Annotated in this window: 13 protein-coding genes; 6 read left to right on the top strand and 7 right to left on the bottom strand. The window is 62.6% G+C overall.

Translation table 11 applies throughout. From position 1 onward, the window contains the following. Positions 1-120: 120 nt before the first annotated feature. The 3 genes from treS (at position 121) to M2497_RS17120 (ending at position 6,920) form a co-directional block, all read left to right on the top strand. Positions 121-3,468: a maltose alpha-D-glucosyltransferase gene (gene treS, locus M2497_RS17130; protein ID WP_248481841.1), complete on the top strand. Its 3,348-nt coding sequence runs from the start codon at positions 121-123 to the stop codon at positions 3,466-3,468. Next, a complete protein-coding gene (gene glgB / locus M2497_RS17125; protein WP_248481840.1) occupies positions 3,465-5,702 on the top strand; it encodes a 1,4-alpha-glucan branching protein GlgB in 2,238 nt (745 codons plus the stop codon). Before treS ends, glgB begins: the two co-directional genes overlap by 4 nt. A 90-nt stretch (positions 5,703-5,792) precedes the next feature. Beyond that, the gene (locus tag M2497_RS17120) at positions 5,793-6,920 is read left to right on the top strand and encodes a GGDEF domain-containing protein (RefSeq protein ID WP_248481839.1); all 1,128 of its coding nucleotides are present in this window, start codon (positions 5,793-5,795) and stop codon (positions 6,918-6,920) included. A gap of 48 nt (positions 6,921-6,968) precedes the next feature. On the opposite strand, the gene M2497_RS17115 is transcribed toward M2497_RS17120, so the two are convergent. The 3 genes from M2497_RS17115 to M2497_RS17105 form a co-directional block, all read right to left on the bottom strand. Then, the gene (locus M2497_RS17115) at positions 6,969-9,149 is read right to left on the bottom strand and encodes a GAF domain-containing protein (protein ID WP_248481838.1); all 2,181 of its coding nucleotides are present in this window, start codon (positions 9,147-9,149) and stop codon (positions 6,969-6,971) included. 152 nt (positions 9,150-9,301) lie between these two features. Next, positions 9,302-10,153: a CAP domain-containing protein gene (locus M2497_RS17110; RefSeq protein ID WP_248481837.1), complete on the bottom strand. Its 852-nt coding sequence runs from the start codon at positions 10,151-10,153 to the stop codon at positions 9,302-9,304. Between the two features lie 81 nt (positions 10,154-10,234). Continuing rightward, positions 10,235-11,449: an MFS transporter gene (locus M2497_RS17105; RefSeq protein ID WP_248481836.1), complete on the bottom strand. Its 1,215-nt coding sequence runs from the start codon at positions 11,447-11,449 to the stop codon at positions 10,235-10,237. 113 nt (positions 11,450-11,562) lie between these two features. Between M2497_RS17105 and M2497_RS17100 the strand changes: the two genes are divergently transcribed. Together M2497_RS17100 and M2497_RS17095 are read left to right on the top strand one after the other, a co-directional pair. Then, a complete protein-coding gene (locus M2497_RS17100; RefSeq protein WP_248481834.1) occupies positions 11,563-12,468 on the top strand; it encodes a LysR family transcriptional regulator in 906 nt (301 codons plus the stop codon). 21 nt (positions 12,469-12,489) lie between these two features. Next, positions 12,490-13,155: a GNAT family N-acetyltransferase gene (locus M2497_RS17095; RefSeq protein ID WP_248481832.1), complete on the top strand. Its 666-nt coding sequence runs from the start codon at positions 12,490-12,492 to the stop codon at positions 13,153-13,155. A gap of 132 nt (positions 13,156-13,287) precedes the next feature. Here the strand turns inward: M2497_RS17095 and M2497_RS17090 are convergent, their stop codons facing one another. Further along, entirely contained in the window at positions 13,288-13,881 is a 594-nt protein-coding gene (locus tag M2497_RS17090) for a TetR/AcrR family transcriptional regulator (RefSeq protein ID WP_248481829.1), read from the bottom strand. Between the two features lie 70 nt (positions 13,882-13,951). On the opposite strand from M2497_RS17090, the gene M2497_RS17085 reads away from it, so the two are divergent. Further along, positions 13,952-14,551 (top strand): NAD(P)H-dependent oxidoreductase, encoded by a 600-nt coding sequence (locus M2497_RS17085; protein WP_248481827.1) that lies wholly within the window; start codon positions 13,952-13,954, stop codon positions 14,549-14,551. Between the two features lies 1 nt (position 14,552). On the opposite strand, the gene M2497_RS17080 is transcribed toward M2497_RS17085, so the two are convergent. The 3 genes from M2497_RS17080 to M2497_RS17070 all read right to left on the bottom strand — a co-directional run bounded on the left by M2497_RS17080 (position 14,553) and on the right by M2497_RS17070 (position 17,348). Continuing rightward, positions 14,553-14,942 (bottom strand): hypothetical protein, encoded by a 390-nt coding sequence (locus tag M2497_RS17080; RefSeq protein WP_248481825.1) that lies wholly within the window; start codon positions 14,940-14,942, stop codon positions 14,553-14,555. Between the two features lie 32 nt (positions 14,943-14,974). Continuing rightward, entirely contained in the window at positions 14,975-16,231 is a 1,257-nt protein-coding gene (locus M2497_RS17075; protein ID WP_248481823.1) for a 3-phosphoshikimate 1-carboxyvinyltransferase, read from the bottom strand. A 562-nt stretch (positions 16,232-16,793) separates the two neighbouring features. Then, positions 16,794-17,348, bottom strand: a complete 555-nt coding sequence (locus tag M2497_RS17070; protein ID WP_248481821.1) for a UPF0149 family protein — start codon at positions 17,346-17,348, stop codon at positions 16,794-16,796. Between the last annotated feature and the right edge of the window lie 37 nt (positions 17,349-17,385).

Raw genomic sequence — 17,385 nt, 5'->3', positions numbered from 1 at the left:
CCGATTGCGGTGTGTCAGCCACAGCTTCATCAACTGACACACCATCATCGGGTGCAGGTCGAGTCGTCGCACTGCACCTCCCACATTGACCGAGTGGTTCAAGTATTTCAGGAGTTTCCAATGGCGAAGAAACCCAACGCTGCCACCTTCATCAAGGACCCGCTCTGGTACAAGGACGCGGTGATCTACCAGGTTCACGTCAAATCCTATTTCGACTCCAACAATGACGGTATCGGCGACTTTCCCGGCCTGATCGCCAAGCTCGATTACATCGCCGACCTCGGCGTCAACACTATCTGGCTGCTGCCGTTCTACCCCTCGCCACGCCGCGACGATGGCTACGACATCGCTGAATACCGAGGCGTACACAGTGACTACGGCACCATGGCCGACGCCAAGCGCTTCATCGCCGAGGCGCACAAGCGCGGCCTGCGGGTGATCACCGAACTGGTGATCAACCACACCTCCGACCAGCACCCCTGGTTCCAGCGTGCGCGCAAGGCCAAGCCCGGTTCGGCTGCGCGGGACTTCTACGTGTGGTCGGATGACGACCAGAAATACGACGGCACGCGCATCATCTTCCTCGATACCGAGAAGTCCAACTGGACCTGGGACCCGGTCGCCGGCCAGTACTTCTGGCACCGTTTCTACTCGCACCAGCCCGACCTCAACTTCGACAACCCGCAGGTCATGAAAGCCGTGCTGTCGGTGATGCGCTATTGGCTGGACATGGGCATCGACGGCCTGCGCCTGGATGCGATCCCCTATTTGATCGAACGCGATGGGACCAACAACGAAAACCTGCCTGAGACTCACAACGTGCTCAAGCAGATCCGCGCCGAGATCGATGCCCATTACCCCGACCGCATGTTGCTCGCCGAAGCGAACCAGTGGCCGGAAGACACACAGCTGTACTTCGGTGACAAAAAGGGCGACGACGGCGACGAGTGCCACATGGCTTTCCACTTTCCGCTGATGCCGCGCATGTACATGGCCCTGGCCCAGGAAGATCGCTTCCCGATCACCGATATCCTGCGCCAGACCCCGGAGATTCCCGCCAATTGCCAGTGGGCGATTTTCCTGCGCAACCATGATGAGCTGACCCTGGAAATGGTCACCGACAAAGAGCGCGACTACCTGTGGAACTACTACGCCGCCGACCGGCGTGCGCGGATCAACCTGGGGATTCGCCGCCGGCTCGCACCGCTGATGGAGCGCGACCGCCGCCGTGTCGAGCTGCTCAACAGCCTGCTGCTGTCGATGCCCGGTACGCCGACCCTGTATTACGGCGATGAAATCGGCATGGGCGACAACATCTACCTGGGTGACCGCGATGGCGTGCGCACGCCGATGCAATGGTCCATCGACCGCAACGGCGGTTTCTCCCGGGCCGACCCGGCCAGCCTGGTGCTGCCGCCGATCATGGACCCGCAATATGGCTATCAGTCGGTCAATGTGGAGACCCAGGCCCAGGACCCGCATTCGTTGCTGAACTGGACCCGGCGCATGCTGGCGGTGCGCAAGCAGTCCAAGGCCTTTGGCCGAGGCAGCCTGAAAATGCTCTCGCCGAGCAACCGGCGCATCCTGGCCTATACCCGCGAATTTACCGGTGAGGACGGGCGCAACGAGATCATCTTGTGCGTGGCCAACGTGTCGCGCAGTGCCCAGGCGGCGGAGCTGGACCTGTCGGCGTTTGCCGGGATGGTGCCGGTGGAAATGCTTGGCGGTAATGCGTTCCCGCCCATCGGCCAGTTGAATTTCCTGCTGACCCTGGCGCCCTACGGTTTCTACTGGTTTGTGCTGGCGCCGGAAAACCAGATGCCCAGCTGGCATGTGGAACCGGCTCAGAGCATGCCGGACTTCACCACATTGGTATTGAAAAAACGCATGGAAGAACTGCTGGAAGAACCTTGCCGAGCGTCCCTGGAGCAGACCGCTCTGCCAGCGTGGTTGCCCAAGCGCCGCTGGTTCGCTGGCAAGGACACGGCGATCGACAGCGTGCGCATTGCCTACGGCGTGCGATTTGGCGACGCGCAGCATCCGGTGTTGCTCAGTGAAGTCGAGGTGACGGCCGCAGGCCAGGTCAGCCGTTACCAGTTGCCGTTCGGTTTCCTTGGCGAAGATCAATTCACCAGCGCCTTGCCCCAGCAATTGGCGCTGGCCCGAGTACGTCGGGTGCGCCAGGTGGGGTTGGTGACCGACGCCTTCAGCCTTGAGCACTTCATCCGTGCGGTGATCCAGGGCTTGCAGGCGGGCACCGTGCTGGAGACCAGTGACGGCGAGCTGCGCTTTGCTGCCACACCGCATTTGGCCAAGCTGCAACTGACGGATGAGGCGGAGGTGCGTTACTTGTCGGCCGAGCAGTCCAACAGCTCGGTGGTGGTGGGCGAGAGCCTGGTGCTCAAGCTGATCCGCAAAGTCGCCTCCGGCGTACACCCGGAACTGGAGATGAGTGCTTATCTGACAGCTGCGGGCTACCCGAACATTTCGCCACTACTGGGGTCGATGGTGCGCCACGACGCCGAGGGCGAGGACAATCTGCTGATGATTGCCCAGGGCTACCTGAGCAACCAGGGCGACGCCTGGAGCTGGACCCAGAACAACCTGGAGCGGGCGATCCGCGACGAACTGGCCGAGGCCATTTCCGAGCAGGAACAACACTACAACGCCCTGGGCGAGCTGGCCGATTTTGCCGGCTTGCTCGGCCAGCGCCTCGGCGAAATGCACCAGGTGCTCGGCGCCAAAACTACCGACAAGGCCTTCAAACCCGAAGTCACCACGGCCAAGGACACCCAGGCCTGGGCCAAGGATGTCGGCGCGCAACTGGACCGTGCGCTGCACTTGCTCAAACTTCATCAAAGCCAGTTGAACCCGGCGGATCAAGTGCTGGTCAGTGATTTGCTGGCACAGAAAAAAGCCATCGCCAGCCATGTACAGGCTTTGGCGAAAGCCACGGCGGGCGGGTTGCGCATCCGTGTGCATGGTGACTTGCACTTGGGCCAGGTGCTGGTGGTGAAGGGCGATGCTTACCTGATCGACTTCGAAGGGGAGCCGGCGCGGCCATTGCATGAGCGACGTGGCAAGCACAGTCCGTACAAAGATGTGAGCGGTGTATTGCGCTCATTCGACTATGCGGCGGCGATGGCCCTGAATGTTCAAGGGGTGGATCACTCGCCCGAGGCGGACCAGGCGCGCAGACGCGTGACAGAGCGTTACCTCAAGGAAGCACGCCAGGCCTTTATCCGGGCTTATCAGGCGGCGACGGCTACACTGGCGCATGACTGGCAGGATGCCAAAGGCCAGGACGCCGCGCTGACGTTGTTCAGCCTGGAGAAGGCCGCGTACGAAGTGGCTTACGAAGCAGAAAACCGCCCAACCTGGTTGCCGGTGCCCCTGCAAGGGTTGCACGGATTGTTGAGCGGTATCGCACCTATATCGAACACTGCACGCGGTGGGGAGACGTCATGAGCTTTACACATAAAGAACCGCTGCAACCGAAACTGACTGCATTGCCGGCGTCCAAGGACGTCGAAGCGCTGGTCCGCGCCGAACACCACGACCCGTTCTCGATTCTCGGGCCACACGATGATGATCACGGCGGCCAGTTTATCCGTGCATTCCTGCCCGAGGCCTTGAGTGTTCAGGTGCTGGCCCGCGACAGTGGCGAGGCGCTCGGCAGCCTGGACGCGAGCCAGGTGCCGGGCCTGTTTGTCGGCCAGTTCAAGACCCGTCAGCCGTACCTGTTGAAAATCCAGTGGGCTGGTGGCGAGCAGATTACCGAAGACCCGTACAGCTTCCAGCAACTGCTGCTGGGTGAGATGGACCTGTACCTGTTCGCCGAAGGTAATCACCGCGACCTTGGCAGTTGCCTGGGCGCCCAGGTGACCAGCGTCGATGGCGTGGCGGGCGTGCGCTTTGCCGTGTGGGCGCCGAATGCGCGGCGGGTGTCGGTGGTGGGCGACTTCAATATCTGGGACGGTCGGCGTCATCCGATGCGCTTGCGCCATCCTTCCGGCGTGTGGGAGATCTTCATCCCACGCCTGCAACCGGGTGCGGCCTACAAGTACGAGATTCTCGGTGCCCATGGGATCCTGCCGCTCAAGGCCGACCCAGTGGCGCTGGCCACCCAGTTGCCGCCGGACACCGCCTCCAAGGTGGCCGAACCGTTGCAGGTGGACTGGCAGGATCATGAATGGATGCAGGCGCGGGTCGATAAGCAGAAGGCCACCGCGCCGTTGTCGATCTATGAACTGCACGTGGGCTCCTGGCAGTGCGAGTTGGACGAGGCGGGCGAAGTGGCCCGGCAATACAACTGGCGTGAGCTGGCCGAACGCCTGATTCCCTATGTGCAGCAACTGGGTTTCACCCACGTCGAGCTGATGCCGATCATGGAGCATCCGTTCGGCGGTTCCTGGGGCTACCAGGCGTTGTCACAATTTGCTCCCACGGCGCGGTTCGGTTCGCCGCAGGATTTCGCCTACTTCGTCAATGCGCTGCACCAGGCCGATATCGGTGTGATCCTCGACTGGGTGCCGGCGCATTTTCCTACCGATACCCACGGCCTGGCGCAATTCGACGGCACTGCGCTGTACGAATACGCCAACCCGCTGGAAGGCTTCCACCAGGATTGGGACACGCTGATCTACAACCTGGGCCGCACCGAGGTGCACGGCTTCATGCTGGCTTCGGCGCTGCACTGGCTCAAGCATTTCCACATTGACGGGCTGCGCGTGGATGCCGTGGCGTCGATGCTCTACCGCGACTATTCGCGCAAGGCCGGCGAATGGGTGCCCAACCGCCATGGCGGCCGTGAGAATCTCGAAGCCATCGACTTCCTGCGCCATCTGAACGACGTGGTGGCCCAGGAAGCGCCGGGGGCGTTGGTGATTGCCGAGGAATCCACCGCCTGGCCGGGCGTGAGCCAGCCGACCCAACAGGGCGGGCTGGGCTTCAACTACAAATGGAACATGGGCTGGATGCACGACTCACTGCACTACATCCAGCAGGACCCGGTGTACCGTGCCCACCATCACAACGAACTGAGTTTCGGCCTGGTGTATGCCTGGTCCGAGCGGTTCATCCTGCCGATCTCCCATGACGAAGTGGTGCATGGCAAGCACTCGCTGATCGACAAGATGCCCGGCGACCGCTGGCAGAAATTCGCCAACCTGCGCGCCTATCTGGCGTTCATGTGGATGCATCCCGGTAAGAAACTGCTGTTCATGGGCTGCGAATTCGGCCAATGGCGCGAGTGGAACCATGACCAGCAATTGGACTGGTACTTGTTGCAATACGCCGAGCACAAAGGCGTGCAAAAGCTGGTGGGGGACTTGAACCGGCTGTACCGCGAAGAGCCGGCCTTGCATGAACAGGACGACGCACCCCAGGGCTTCCAGTGGCTGATCGGCGATGACGCGATCAATAGCGTCTATGCCTGGCTGCGCTGGAGCAAGGACGGTAAGCCGGTGCTGGTGGTGGCCAACTTCACCCCGGTGCCGCGTGAGGGTTACGCCGTCGGTGTACCTTTTGCTGGGCGCTGGAGCGAAGTGATCAACAGTGACGCCGATATGTACGCAGGTTCCAATTACGGTAATGGGGGCGAGGTGTTCACCCAGGATGAGCCCCGTCATGGTCAAGCGGTGTCGCTGTCGCTGAATCTGCCACCCCTTGGCGTGTTGATTCTGCGTCCGGAAGCGCTTTAAAGGCTCTACTGTGCTGGATTCTGTTGTCCACGCTACTGGCAGGGTGCCACAATGGCGCCTTTGTCGTAGCAGTCGAATCGGGCGAATTTCATGAATGGCCTTGGGCGTGGGCAGGACCAGGATTGCTTTATAGAGGAGCAGGTGCGGACTGATCGTTTGCACCAGCTGTTCCGGCAGTCATTTGCCGCCATCTTCGGCAGCTACTTGGGCGCCATGATGCTCTGCTGGCTGTGTTGGGACCGCTTTGATCATCAAGTCATGCTGATCTGGCTATTGACGCTGGCAGCCTCGACGTTGCTGCGACTGCAGATGTTCATGGAGTGGTTTCGTTGCCCCAACGCCGAGCGCACCCCGGATCGCTGGGAGCGCCGCTACTGGACCACGCTGATGCTGTCGGCCGGTATCTGGGGCTTTGGCGCGTTGGCGGTGATGCCCACCGATGACCGGCTCTCCCAGGCGCTGGTGATGCTGTTCACCGTGGGCATGTCGGTGAGTGCAGTGTCGTGTTACTCGGCCTATCGCTATATGACGCTGGGGTCCATGGGCCTGGTTTTACTGCCATGTACCCTATGGTTGCTGTTCCAGCCTTCCTCTATGCAGGTGGGTGTGGCCGTCGCGGTACTGGTGTTTTCCACCTTTGTGGTGAGCGCCACGCGCAAGTTGTCCGATGCCCTGGAAAAAGCCTTTCGCCTGACCCGGCAAATGGAGCGTGCCCACAACATTTCCACTCGCGCCGCACAGACCGATGAACTCACCGGCCTGATGAATCGCCGCGCCTTTTTCGAGCATGCCCAGGTGTTGTACGAACAATGCCGCCACAATCGTCAGCCGCTGTGTGCGCTGATGATGGACATGGACCACTTCAAGGAAATCAACGACACCTACGGCCACCAGGCCGGTGACCAGGTGTTGCGCCAGATTGGCGGGGTGATCAGCGCTTCGTTCCGCCAGGCTGATGTGTACGGCCGCCTGGGTGGAGAAGAGTTTGCGGTGCTGCTGCCCAACACTTCGCTGGAAACCGCACGGGTTATCGCTGAACAGTTGATCAAGGCAATCTCCGGCCTGTCCTCCGCGCCGGTGCATGGGTTGACGGCCAGCCTCGGTGTTGCGTCCACCCACACTCAGGATCAAGACCTGCACGGCCTGATGAATACGGCTGACAAGGCGCTGTATCGCGCCAAGGCCCAGGGCCGCAATCAGGTGGCGGTGGCGGAGTAAGACTTCAAATTGTAGCAAGCGGGCTTCTTTGGCAACCAGGCCTGGTCGCTAGGGCATCGCCTTGGTCAGTGCCCGCGCCACCTGATCGGCCGAGTAGGGCTTGGCAAGGAACTCGAACCCTTCGTAGCCGCTGTCGGCCAACTCTTCGCTGTAGCCGGAAGTCAGCACCACCGGCAAGTCCGGGCGCCGCTGACGCAGTACCTTGGCCATGGCCACGCCGGTCATGCCGGGCATCACCACATCCGAAAACACCCCATCGAAGGCCAGCGCATCGGCGCCGGCCAGGGCGAGGGCCTGTTCGGCATCGGTGGCCCAGGTGGTGCGGTAGCCCAGGTCCTGGAGGATCTGGTTGGCGAAGCGGCCCACTTCCAGGTTGTCCTCCACGATGAGGATATGGCGCTGCGCTGCGGTGTGGACCGGCGCAACATCTTCCTGCTGCTGCACGTCGGGCATTGCTTGCGGGGCCACTTCCGGCAGGTACAAGGTAAACACCGTGCCTTGGCCCACGCGGCTGGCCACGTCGACGTTGCCACCGGACTGCTTGGCAAACCCGAACACCTGGGACAAGCCCAGGCCAGTGCCTTTGCCGACCGCCTTGGTGGTAAAGAATGGCTCGAAAATGCGCTCGAAGGTATCGCCCGGAATACCGCTGCCGGTGTCGGTCAGGGAGACGCTGACAAATGGCTGGAGTGCCTGCGCATCGCCGCGGATGCACGGCAGTGCCTCGAGCGTGGCGACGCGCAGGGTCAGGGTGCCCTGGCCGTCCATGGCATCCCGGGCGTTGAGGGCGATGTTGATCAGGGCGGTTTCAAACTGGCTGGAGTCAACCCGCACATGGCAGGGGCGCTCTGGCAATTGCACCTGTACGCGGATGCGTGCGCCGGTGACGCTTTCGAGCATCTCGGCGATGTTCTTGACCCGCTGGCCCGCATCGAAGACTTCCGGGTTCAGCGGTTGGCGACGGGCGAAGGCGAGCAACTGGCTAGTGAGCTTGCTGGCCCGTTCCACCGTATCGGACACCGCCCCCATGTAACGCTGGCGGCGTTCTTCGGACAGCCCAGGCTGGCGCAGGAAGTCCACCGAGGAACGAATGATGGTCAACAGGTTGTTGAAGTCGTGGGCCACGCCGCCGGTCAATTGACCAATGGCTTCAAGTTTCTGGGACTGGTGCAACGCAGCTTCGGCCTGGGTGAGGGCAGCGGTGCGTTCCTGCACCCGTTGTTCCAGTGTGGCATTGAGTTCGGTGAAGGCTGCCAGGCCTTCGCGCACGGCGGCGTCAGCGCGCACGCGCTCGATGTGCGCCCAGGAGCGCTCGGTGACTTCGCCCACCAACGCCAGGTCGTAGGGTGACCAGACCCGAGGCGCTTTGTCATGCACGGCCATCAACGCCGTGAGACGGCCGTGCTTGATCAGCGGGAAACACACGGTGGCCAATGCGCCCAAGGCCTGATAGCTGGCGGCGTCTTCAGGGGTGAACTCGAGGCGATTGTCTTGCACCACCAGCGGCTCGCCGGCGCGCAGGCGTTGCACCGCCAATGCGCCGAACGAGGCCAGGCTGTAATGGCCGACGATGCTCGGCGAGCCGTGCGCTGCCCAGTTGCCGCGAATGGTAAAACCGTCTTCGTCGGCATCCATGTCGGCATAGGCGCAGTTGGAGACTTGCAGGTGCTCGGCCAGCAGGCGGGTGGTGGTGGCCATGATGTGTTCGGCATCGGTGGCAGTGGCGACCGCGTTGCCGATGGTGTCCAGGGCCGCCAGGCGCTGGGTGAGAAACACGGTGGTGGTGGTTTCGGTGACCGTGTCGAGCATGCCGACGATCTTGCCATTGGGGTCACGGATCGGGCTGTAGCAGAACGTGAAGTACGCCTGCTCCGGCCCGGCGCCACGCTCGATCACCAAGGGGAAGTTCTCGATATAGGTCGCGTGCCCTTGGAAGGCCGCGTCGGCGATCGGGCTGACCTGGTCCCAGACTTCGTGCCAGGTTTCGCTGAAAGGGCGGCCCAATGCGTCGGGTTTATCGCCCAGGATCGGGATAAACGCGTCATTGTAGAGCGTGATCAACTGCGGCCCCCAAATGATGGCCTGGGGAAAGCTTGAGGCAAAGCACAGTGCGGCCGTGGTCTTGAGCACATCCGGCCACTGTTCCAGCGGGCCCAGGGGCGTACTCGCCCAATCATGCTGGCGCACCCGCTCAGCCATCTCGCTGCTGCTTTGCAGCCAATTCATCATTGCAAGAACACCTTGTTTACCGCGGTCTGTTTAACGCCTGGAAGGGAGGGCCTGACAAGCAACAGACCGGAAAGCCCGCTGGCAGTTCAGCGGGATTATCGCGGTGATAGCAATTTGATGCACTATCCGTATGGATAGATGTGCAAACCTGCTTATTGCGCGCCGAAAACCGCCGTCCAATAAATCCCTGCGTCACTCTTCGGGTCCATCGCATAGGCCGCGCCCAGCTCGCGGAACTGCGGGTTCATCAGGTTGGCGCAATGGCCTGGGCTGGCGAGCCAGCCGTCGACTACCTTGCGTGGCGTGTCCAGGCCGGCGGCGATGTTTTCGCCGATGTTTTTCGCGATGTAGCCGGCCAGTTCCGCACGGTCGCCGGGAGTACGGCCGTCGTGGTCGAGGTGGTCGAAGAAGTTGCCGTTGGCCATGTTGCGCGTGTGGCTGTTGGCGGCGCCGGCCAGGTCGTCATTCCACGACAACGGCGTGGTGGCGGTAAACGCCTGGGTGCCGCATTGCCGTGGCTGAGACCGCGCGGTGTTGATCAGGTTGAGCAGTTGCCTGCCTTCGGTCTGCCAGTCGCCCAGGCCACTGGTCAGCAGCGGGCGAGCAAGCACGATGCGCCAGTCCTGGCCGCTGTTGCTCACGCCGATATCAACAAATTGCGGGTCCAGCACCACGCGACAGAAGCTTTCGCGCACGGCCTTCATCGCCGCCTGGGCATCCTTGGGCCCGGACAGGCTGATGGCCTGCACGTTGACCATCGGGTACGCGGCGCGTGCCAGCGCTTGCTGCAAGTCGCCCACATTGGTGGCCGGCAGCACCAGCCGTGTGTCGCTGGCCAGCGGTGGCAGTTCCTGGGAACCCTGGTCGCCGCAGCGCTGCACCTGGCTGCGGTATTGGTTGATCTGTTGTACCAACTGACTTTCTTCATTCGCCATCGCGCTGGCGCAGAACACCGTACTGGCGGCCAGCGTCGTAAGACCCATCATCAATGACAGAACGCGCATGGACGTTACCCTTGAGCTTGAAAGTGCCCATGATGCGCGATGTAACCCGGTCTGGCGCAACGCCTTTTTTGTTTTTTTGCCTCAATGGGTGTTCTGGAGGCCGTTACAAGCGCTGAAGCGACGCCATGCCATCACACTGGCCAGCAGGATCAACCCCAGCGCCACGCTGAACGTGGTATGCAGGCCATAGGCCACGGACTGGGGCAGGGCGCGGGTCACGTCCGGGCTGGCCCAGGCGAACACGGCACCCAGTACGGACGTGCCGACGATCAACCCGAGATTGCGTGACAGGTTCAGCAGCCCCGAGACAGTGCCTCGCTGCGAGCTGTCCACATCGCTCATGACCGCCGTGTTGTTGGCGGCCTGGAACAGGCTATAGCCCGTCGTCAAAACAACCAGCGAGGCAAGGTAGGCGATCAGTCCGGACCCCAGCGACAACAGCAGCGCACCACAGGCCAGCACTCCCAGCCCGGCGAGTGTCACGCGTTGGCTGCCGAAGCGATCGGTGAGACGTCCGGCGGGTACGCCGGTGAAGGCCGCGACACAGGGGCCGAGCGCCATCGCCAGGCCCATCCACTCAGGGTCGAGGCCCAGGCCGCGGGACAGATAGAACGGCCCGACCACAAAGGTGGCCATGATCACGGCGGCGACCAAGGCACTCATGGCCAGGCCGGCGCGTAACGTTGGCGCCTTCAGGAAGGACCAGGAACCTCGGCCTATGGACGATGGCGCGCAGGGGCGATCAACCGGCAAATACTGGTAGGCGATTGCGGCGGCCACCGATCCCAGTGGTATGCCGACTAGGAAGATAGCGCGCCAGCCCCACACACTGAGCAACAGGCCCCCCATGCTTGGCCCCATGGCGGTACCCACGGCTGACATTGTGCCGAGCAAGCCCATGACCCGGCCGGTACGCTCCTTGGTCACCGTATCGCCAACCATGCCCAGGGCCATGGCCATCATGACCGCCGCGCCCAGGCCTTGCAGGATGCGCGCGGCAATCAGCCATTCAAGTGCCAGCGCCATGCCGCAAAGTCCACAGGCCACGGTGAACAGTACCAACCCGGCGAGCAACAATCGCCGGCGCCCCAGGCGATCACCCAGGCGCCCGGCACTCACAATCACCGCGGTGATTGCCAGCAAGTAGGCCAACACCACCCACTGCACGGCGTGAAACGAGGCATCAAACGCGTGCGCCAGGCTGGGCAAGCCGACGTTGGCGATGCTGGTGCCGAGGGAGGCCAGCAACATGGACAGGGACAGGCTGACAAGGCTGCCACGGGAAGACGTGTGCATGGGTAATTCCTTGAATGAACGCAACTGTCACAAATCTACGGCGTGGCCTAACATGGCGGAAGACGCATGAGTTGCAGTTAATACCTGCATGCAACGCCTGATAAGGAGCGCCGATGCCCGATCTCAACCTGTTGATCACCCTGGATGCATTGCTCGCCGAAGGCAGCGTTGCGGCGGCGGCCAAACGCCTGCGGCTGAGCGCATCGGCCATGAGTCGCGCCCTGGCGCGTCTGCGCGAGACCACCGGCGACCCATTGCTGGTGCGCGCCGGGCGTGGCCTGGTGCCGACGCCAAGGGCGGTGGAACTGCGTGAACAGGTCAGTCGCCTGGTGCAGGAAGCCCACGCCGCGCTACGCCCCGTGCAATCGTTGGACATGGCCCAGGTCGAGCGCACCTTTACCCTGCGCACCAGCGAAGAGTTCGTCGAGAATGTCGGCCCGGCCCTGTTGGCGCGCATCGCTCGGGAGTCGCCCGGCGTGCGCCTGCGGTTCATCAACAAGACCGACAAGGACAGTGCGATGCTGCGCGAAGGCCGTGTTGACCTGGAAACCGGCGTGGTCGACCCCAGCGCCAGCCCGGAGCTGCTGACCCAGGCATTGTTCCGCGACCGCCTGGTGGGCGTGGTGCGCGGTGGCCATCCCCTCAGCCAGGGCACGGTCAGCGCCGAGCGTTATGCTGCGGGCCAACACGTCTACGTGTCCCGGCGCGGGCAGGACCGTGGCCAGATAGACGATGCGCTGGAAGTCCGAGGCCTCACGCGACAGATCAGCACAATCGTCGCCGGTTTTGCCACCGCCATCGCCCTGGCCCGCGACACCGACCTGATCGCCAGCGTGCCCGAGCGCTACACCACCCATCAACGTGCAGGCCTCTACAGCTTTGCGCTGCCGCTGACGCTGCCGGGCTTTACCGTGGCGATGCTCTGGCACCCGAGGCTGGATGCCGACCTGGCGCATCGCTGGTTGCGCGGGTGTTTGCGTGAGGTATGCGCCGAACAGGTACAATCCGCGCTGCCTTGACGCTGAACCCCAGGAATTTGCATGTACAGCCTTACCCGCTACACCACACCGTGCCCCGAGCCGATCAACAGCCAGATCCTGCAACTGGTGGTGGATAACCTCACCGACATCAGCAGCGTGGCGCTGCCGCCGAGCAACCTGCTGTACAACATCTACCAATACGCCACGGGCTTTGAAGTGCACCTCTACCTGGAAGCGCTCAACGGTGCCAAAGGCATTGCGGTCGAGTTGGTGGTGGCGATGGACGGCGAAAAGCTGATGGGCTTTTGCCTGTACCTGCCCGTGAAGGATGATCCCGAGGCCTGCGGTGTGGCGTTCATGGCGGTGCAAGTCGGCTATCGCCGCCAGGGTGTGGCCCGCGCAATGATGCGTGACGTGCTGAGCCGGTATCCCCATGCGGAACTGGCGTGCTCAGTGGAGAAGGTGCCCGCATTTGAGGGCATGGGCTTTCAAGTGCGTGGTGCACGGGGCACCCAGGTGTTGATGAACACGCGGGACTACGGCACCGACGGCCTGATGGGCGTGCTGGATGTGGCAGCGATCTACAGCTCGCTGGAGGTACGGCAGATTCATACGTACCTGCTGCAAAAGCATGGCAAGCGCGCCATGGTGGACGCGGAGAAACAGCGTGATCGGCACCTCGATCAACTGGCGCGCAAGGTGCAGTTGTTTGTTGACGGGCGTTGAGTGAACCGGTTTCTTGTGGCGAGCGGGCTTGCCCCGCGTTGGGCTGCGCAGCAGCCCCCCGGTTACAATGTGGCAATGTGAGCTGTCAGTTGCCGCCGCTGTGTCGGTTGTTGCATCGTCACGAAAAACTTTCTAGACACGCCCACGATTGACCATCGCCAGGATGGTCGCCAACAACTCCTGCTGCGCCTCTTCACGGCTGATCTCACCACTGGCCGCCGCTTGGGACAACGCCTCCGCAGCCCCCAGCATTGCCCTTAGACCCGCCTGGGAAATCCGTCCGAACGGCGACAGCGCATCGCGGCATTTATCGAGAAAGATCGCCTCGTACTGGCGCTTGAGCGTCTCAAGCTCCGGCGAGCTGCTGAGCGCGGCAATCACCCCCGGAATTTCCCGACCCTGCAACAGCACGCAGTCCACATAGGACGCGGCGATCACCCAGGCACGATCCTCAAGCGTGGCGCTGCTGGCCTCGATGGCGTCGACAAACACCTGGTTCTGGCGCGCATCGAAGTCCTCGTACAGCGCGGTCAACAACCCGGCGCGAGTGACGAAATGGTCGTAGACCACCGGCTTGGTCACGCCCGCCAACTCCGCCAGGCGGCCGAGAGTCAGGGCGTCGGTGCCTTCATCGCGCACCAGTTGCCAGGCGACTTCAAGTAATTGGCGCAGACGATCTTCACGGGACAGGCGACGGCGTGGGGCAGGGGATGCAGGGCTTGACATGCTTATATACCAAAAGTAACTTACCAATCGTAACTTAAGCCCAGCCTAACCCTAAACGGGAGTTTTTGTCATGCATGCGTTGATTGTTGTTGCCCATCACGACCCGCAATCCCTCACCCACAGCGTTGCCGCGCAGGTGGCCGCCGGCCTCGGCGCATCTGGCCACACGTTCGAGATCGCCGACCTTGCCGCCGAAGGTTTCGACCCACGCTACAACGCCGCTGACCATGCGGTCCACCGCAACCGCGCCACGCCTCCGGCCGACGTGCTGGCCGAACAGGCGCGCCTCGATCGCGCCGACGCCCTGGTGCTGGCGTTCCCGATTTATTGGTGGTCGCTGCCGGGCTTGCTCAAGGGCTGGATCGACCGCGTGTTCGTCAATGGCTGGGCCATTGAGTACGGCCCCGATACACCTGTGGTGAAAAAATTGCGACACCTGAAAGTGCACCTGCTGGCCCTGGGCGCAGCGGATGACGATGCCTTTGATCGGCATGGCTATGCCAAGGCGATGCGCACGCAGATCGACTACGGGATTTTTGATTACTGTGGCGCGCAGGTGGTGACGTCAGAATTGTTGCTGGAGTCGGAAAGCGGCGGGGCGCAGGCGCACCTCGACAAGGCCAGGGCTGTTGGGCGGGGACTGTTCGAAACCGAGGCGGTTGCCGGTTGATTCAACCTTCGCGAAACAGGTCGTGGGCGTCCAGCAGGCGGTAGGCGATTTCCGGACGTTTTTCCAGGCCTCGGCGGATCGCGGCCGGGATCGATTGGCGGGTCTTGCGGCACATCCCCGGCAAATCGTCGATGACGATCTGAATCCCGCGCATGCTCTTGACCTCGGTATGGCCAGGTGCGATATGCACGCGGATGCCCAGTTGCTGGTACATCAGCTGTTGCATGCGCTCCAGGTCCTGCAGGCTCTTGAGGTCTTCAAGACGGTCGAGCAGCTTCTTCTCTTCCTGGCGCGTGAGCTGGAGGATGCGCTGGTCGGCGCCCGGCGTCTCCAGCAGCTGTTCGCGGTCGCAGACGCAGGCGCCGGGTGGGCAGGGTTGGCGAATGATCATGTGCAGAGCCTCCCCATTCCGACGCTGACGCTTTAATAGCTCAGTTGGACCCCAAGACTGCCCAGCGCCTTCCAGTACTCAGGATAGGTCTTGGCCACGCAGTCCGGGTCCTGGATGCGGATACCCGAAACCTTCAGCCCGGCCAGGGCAAAGCACATGGCAATGCGGTGGTCGGCGTGGGTGTCGATCAGCGCGGTGCACGAGGTGCCGGCCAGCGCAGGATCACTGGCTACCAACAGGTCATCGCCTTCGATGGTCGCCAAGCCCGGGCGGATTTCGTTGAGGCCGTCATGCAGTGCCTGCACACGGTCGCACTCCTTGACCCGCAGGTTGGCCAGCTCGGTGAAACGCACCGGCGTGTTATTGAACGCCGCGAGCACTGCGAGGGTCGGGATCGCGTCCTGCATCTGCGAGCCGACCACTGTGGCCTGCATGTTCGGAAACTGTGCGATCACGGCCTGGGCCTTGGCGTCCGGCTGGGTGAAGTCCTGCGCCGCCACGCCGATGTCGATGCGGCCTCCAGTCAACACTTGCGCGGCCCACAGGTAAGTGGCGGCGGAGGCGTCCGGTTCGATCAGATAGTCGTGGGCGGTGTAGCCGGTCGGGGCCACGCGCCAGGTGGTGTCGTCGACCGCTTCAACCTGGGCACCGAAGGCGCGCATGCAGTCCAGGGTCAGGTCGACATAGCCACGGGCACCGATGTCCTTGCCGGTCAGCGCCACTTCAATCGGCGCTTCGCCGCAGGCCGCAAGCATCAGCAGGGCCGACACGTACTGGCTGGACAGGCCGCCGTCGATCTCGAAGCGCTTGGCCTTGATCTTGCCCACGCCGTGCACGGTGACCGGCGGGCAACCGGTCGGGCTGTCGACCAGGATGCCGTTCTGGCCGAGGGTCGCCAGCAACGGGCCGATCGGGCGTTTTTGCATGTAGTCGTCGCCGGTCAACACCACGGTGCCTTCGACCGTGGCCACGGCAGCGGTGAGAAAACGCATGGCGGTACCGGCGTTGCCGAGGAACAGCGGTTGTACCGGCAGGTGCAGTTTGCCGTGGCCAGTGACGACGAAGGTGGTGTCGTCCGGCTCATCGATGGTCACGCCCATTTGGCGCAGGGCTACCGACATATGGCGCGTGTCGTCACTCTTCAGCGCGCCGCTGAGACGGCTGGTGCCCTTGGCCAGGGCCGCCAGCAACAGGGCGCGGTTGGTAATGGATTTGGAGCCGGGGGGCGCGACCTTGCCATTGAGGGGGAAGTTGGGCGGTGTAACGGTCACGGTTTTCTGCGAACTCAAGGTACAGGGCTCCTGATCAAGGCAAGGTCGGCGGGCGGACCCGAATAATCGGCCAAAGCGGCGGTGCTTGTCGAGCGCGCGGTCGCAGACGCTGAAATTTACTGGGCGGTGTACATCAATTCCAATTGTAGGAGCTGGCTTGCCGGCGATGGCGGCCTTACGGTGTACATATCCGTCTCTTTGGTAACGGCGGCTATTGGTTCCGCTCTTACAGCGGCTCACTTTTGATAGAGCGCAAAAGTAAGCAAAACGCTCCTGCCCCAACACTCGGCACCTCGCCTAGGCTCGGTGTGCCCGTAATTCGACAGTGATTTGGGGGGCCGCCACCACGCGCCATCCATGGCGCGGGGCGGCTAAACCGGCATCCCTGCCGGTTTACCCCCCAAATCCCTGCCGAATTCCGGCCAGCGTGTTTGACGGGGCGCCTAAGATCAAAATCAAAAGCCAGAGCACAGCGGCCTGAGAGCCGGCTTGAGTGGTGTAAAGCAAAGGCGAATGCAAACGCGGACCCTGTAGGAGCCGGCTTGCCGGCGATGCAGGCGCTTCGGTCCTTCAGATACACCTATCGCTGTGCCAACCAATAATCATGCAGCGCCCGCGCAGCCGGTTCGATTTCACTGACGCGCTGCTGGTGCGCCTGTACATCCAGGTCTGCCGGCAGTTCGAAATTGTCCTGCTCGGCGCACCAGGAAATCTTCTCCAACTGCGCAGCCTGTGCGGCTGGCAGTTCCGGCCAGTTACCGATGGCGGCGCCACGGATGTAGCCAAAGCACCATTCTTCGGCGAGGGTCACGGTGTGGCCCTGGTGTTCGGTTTCGTCGAAGCGCGCCTTGAAGCCTGTGGCGTCGGTGGCCAGTTGCCCGGCCAGGGTGTTGATATGGCGTACGCACAGTTCGAGGAAGCGTTGCGCTTCGTCCATGTTGTCCCATTCCGGGTTCTGGCCGCCCCAGATTGCCGGGAACCACTCCGCCACGTCCACCTGCACCGGGCTGGACACCAGCGCGGTGAAGTAGCCGTCGAGTTCGGCCAGGTTCAGCACCGAATGGTCATCGCCGTATTTGAGCAGGGTTTCTTCGATGAACTCGAATTCGGCGGCGGTGAGGGGTTGGGCGTACATGGGCATATCCTTTAAACGTCGAGCGCCGCGAATGGGG

It is taken from the genome of Pseudomonas sp. CYM-20-01 (assembly GCF_023169845.1).
GTDB classification, from domain to species: domain Bacteria; phylum Pseudomonadota; class Gammaproteobacteria; order Pseudomonadales; family Pseudomonadaceae; genus Aquipseudomonas; species Aquipseudomonas azotoformans.
This window is presented reverse-complemented; position numbering and strand designations above follow the sequence as displayed.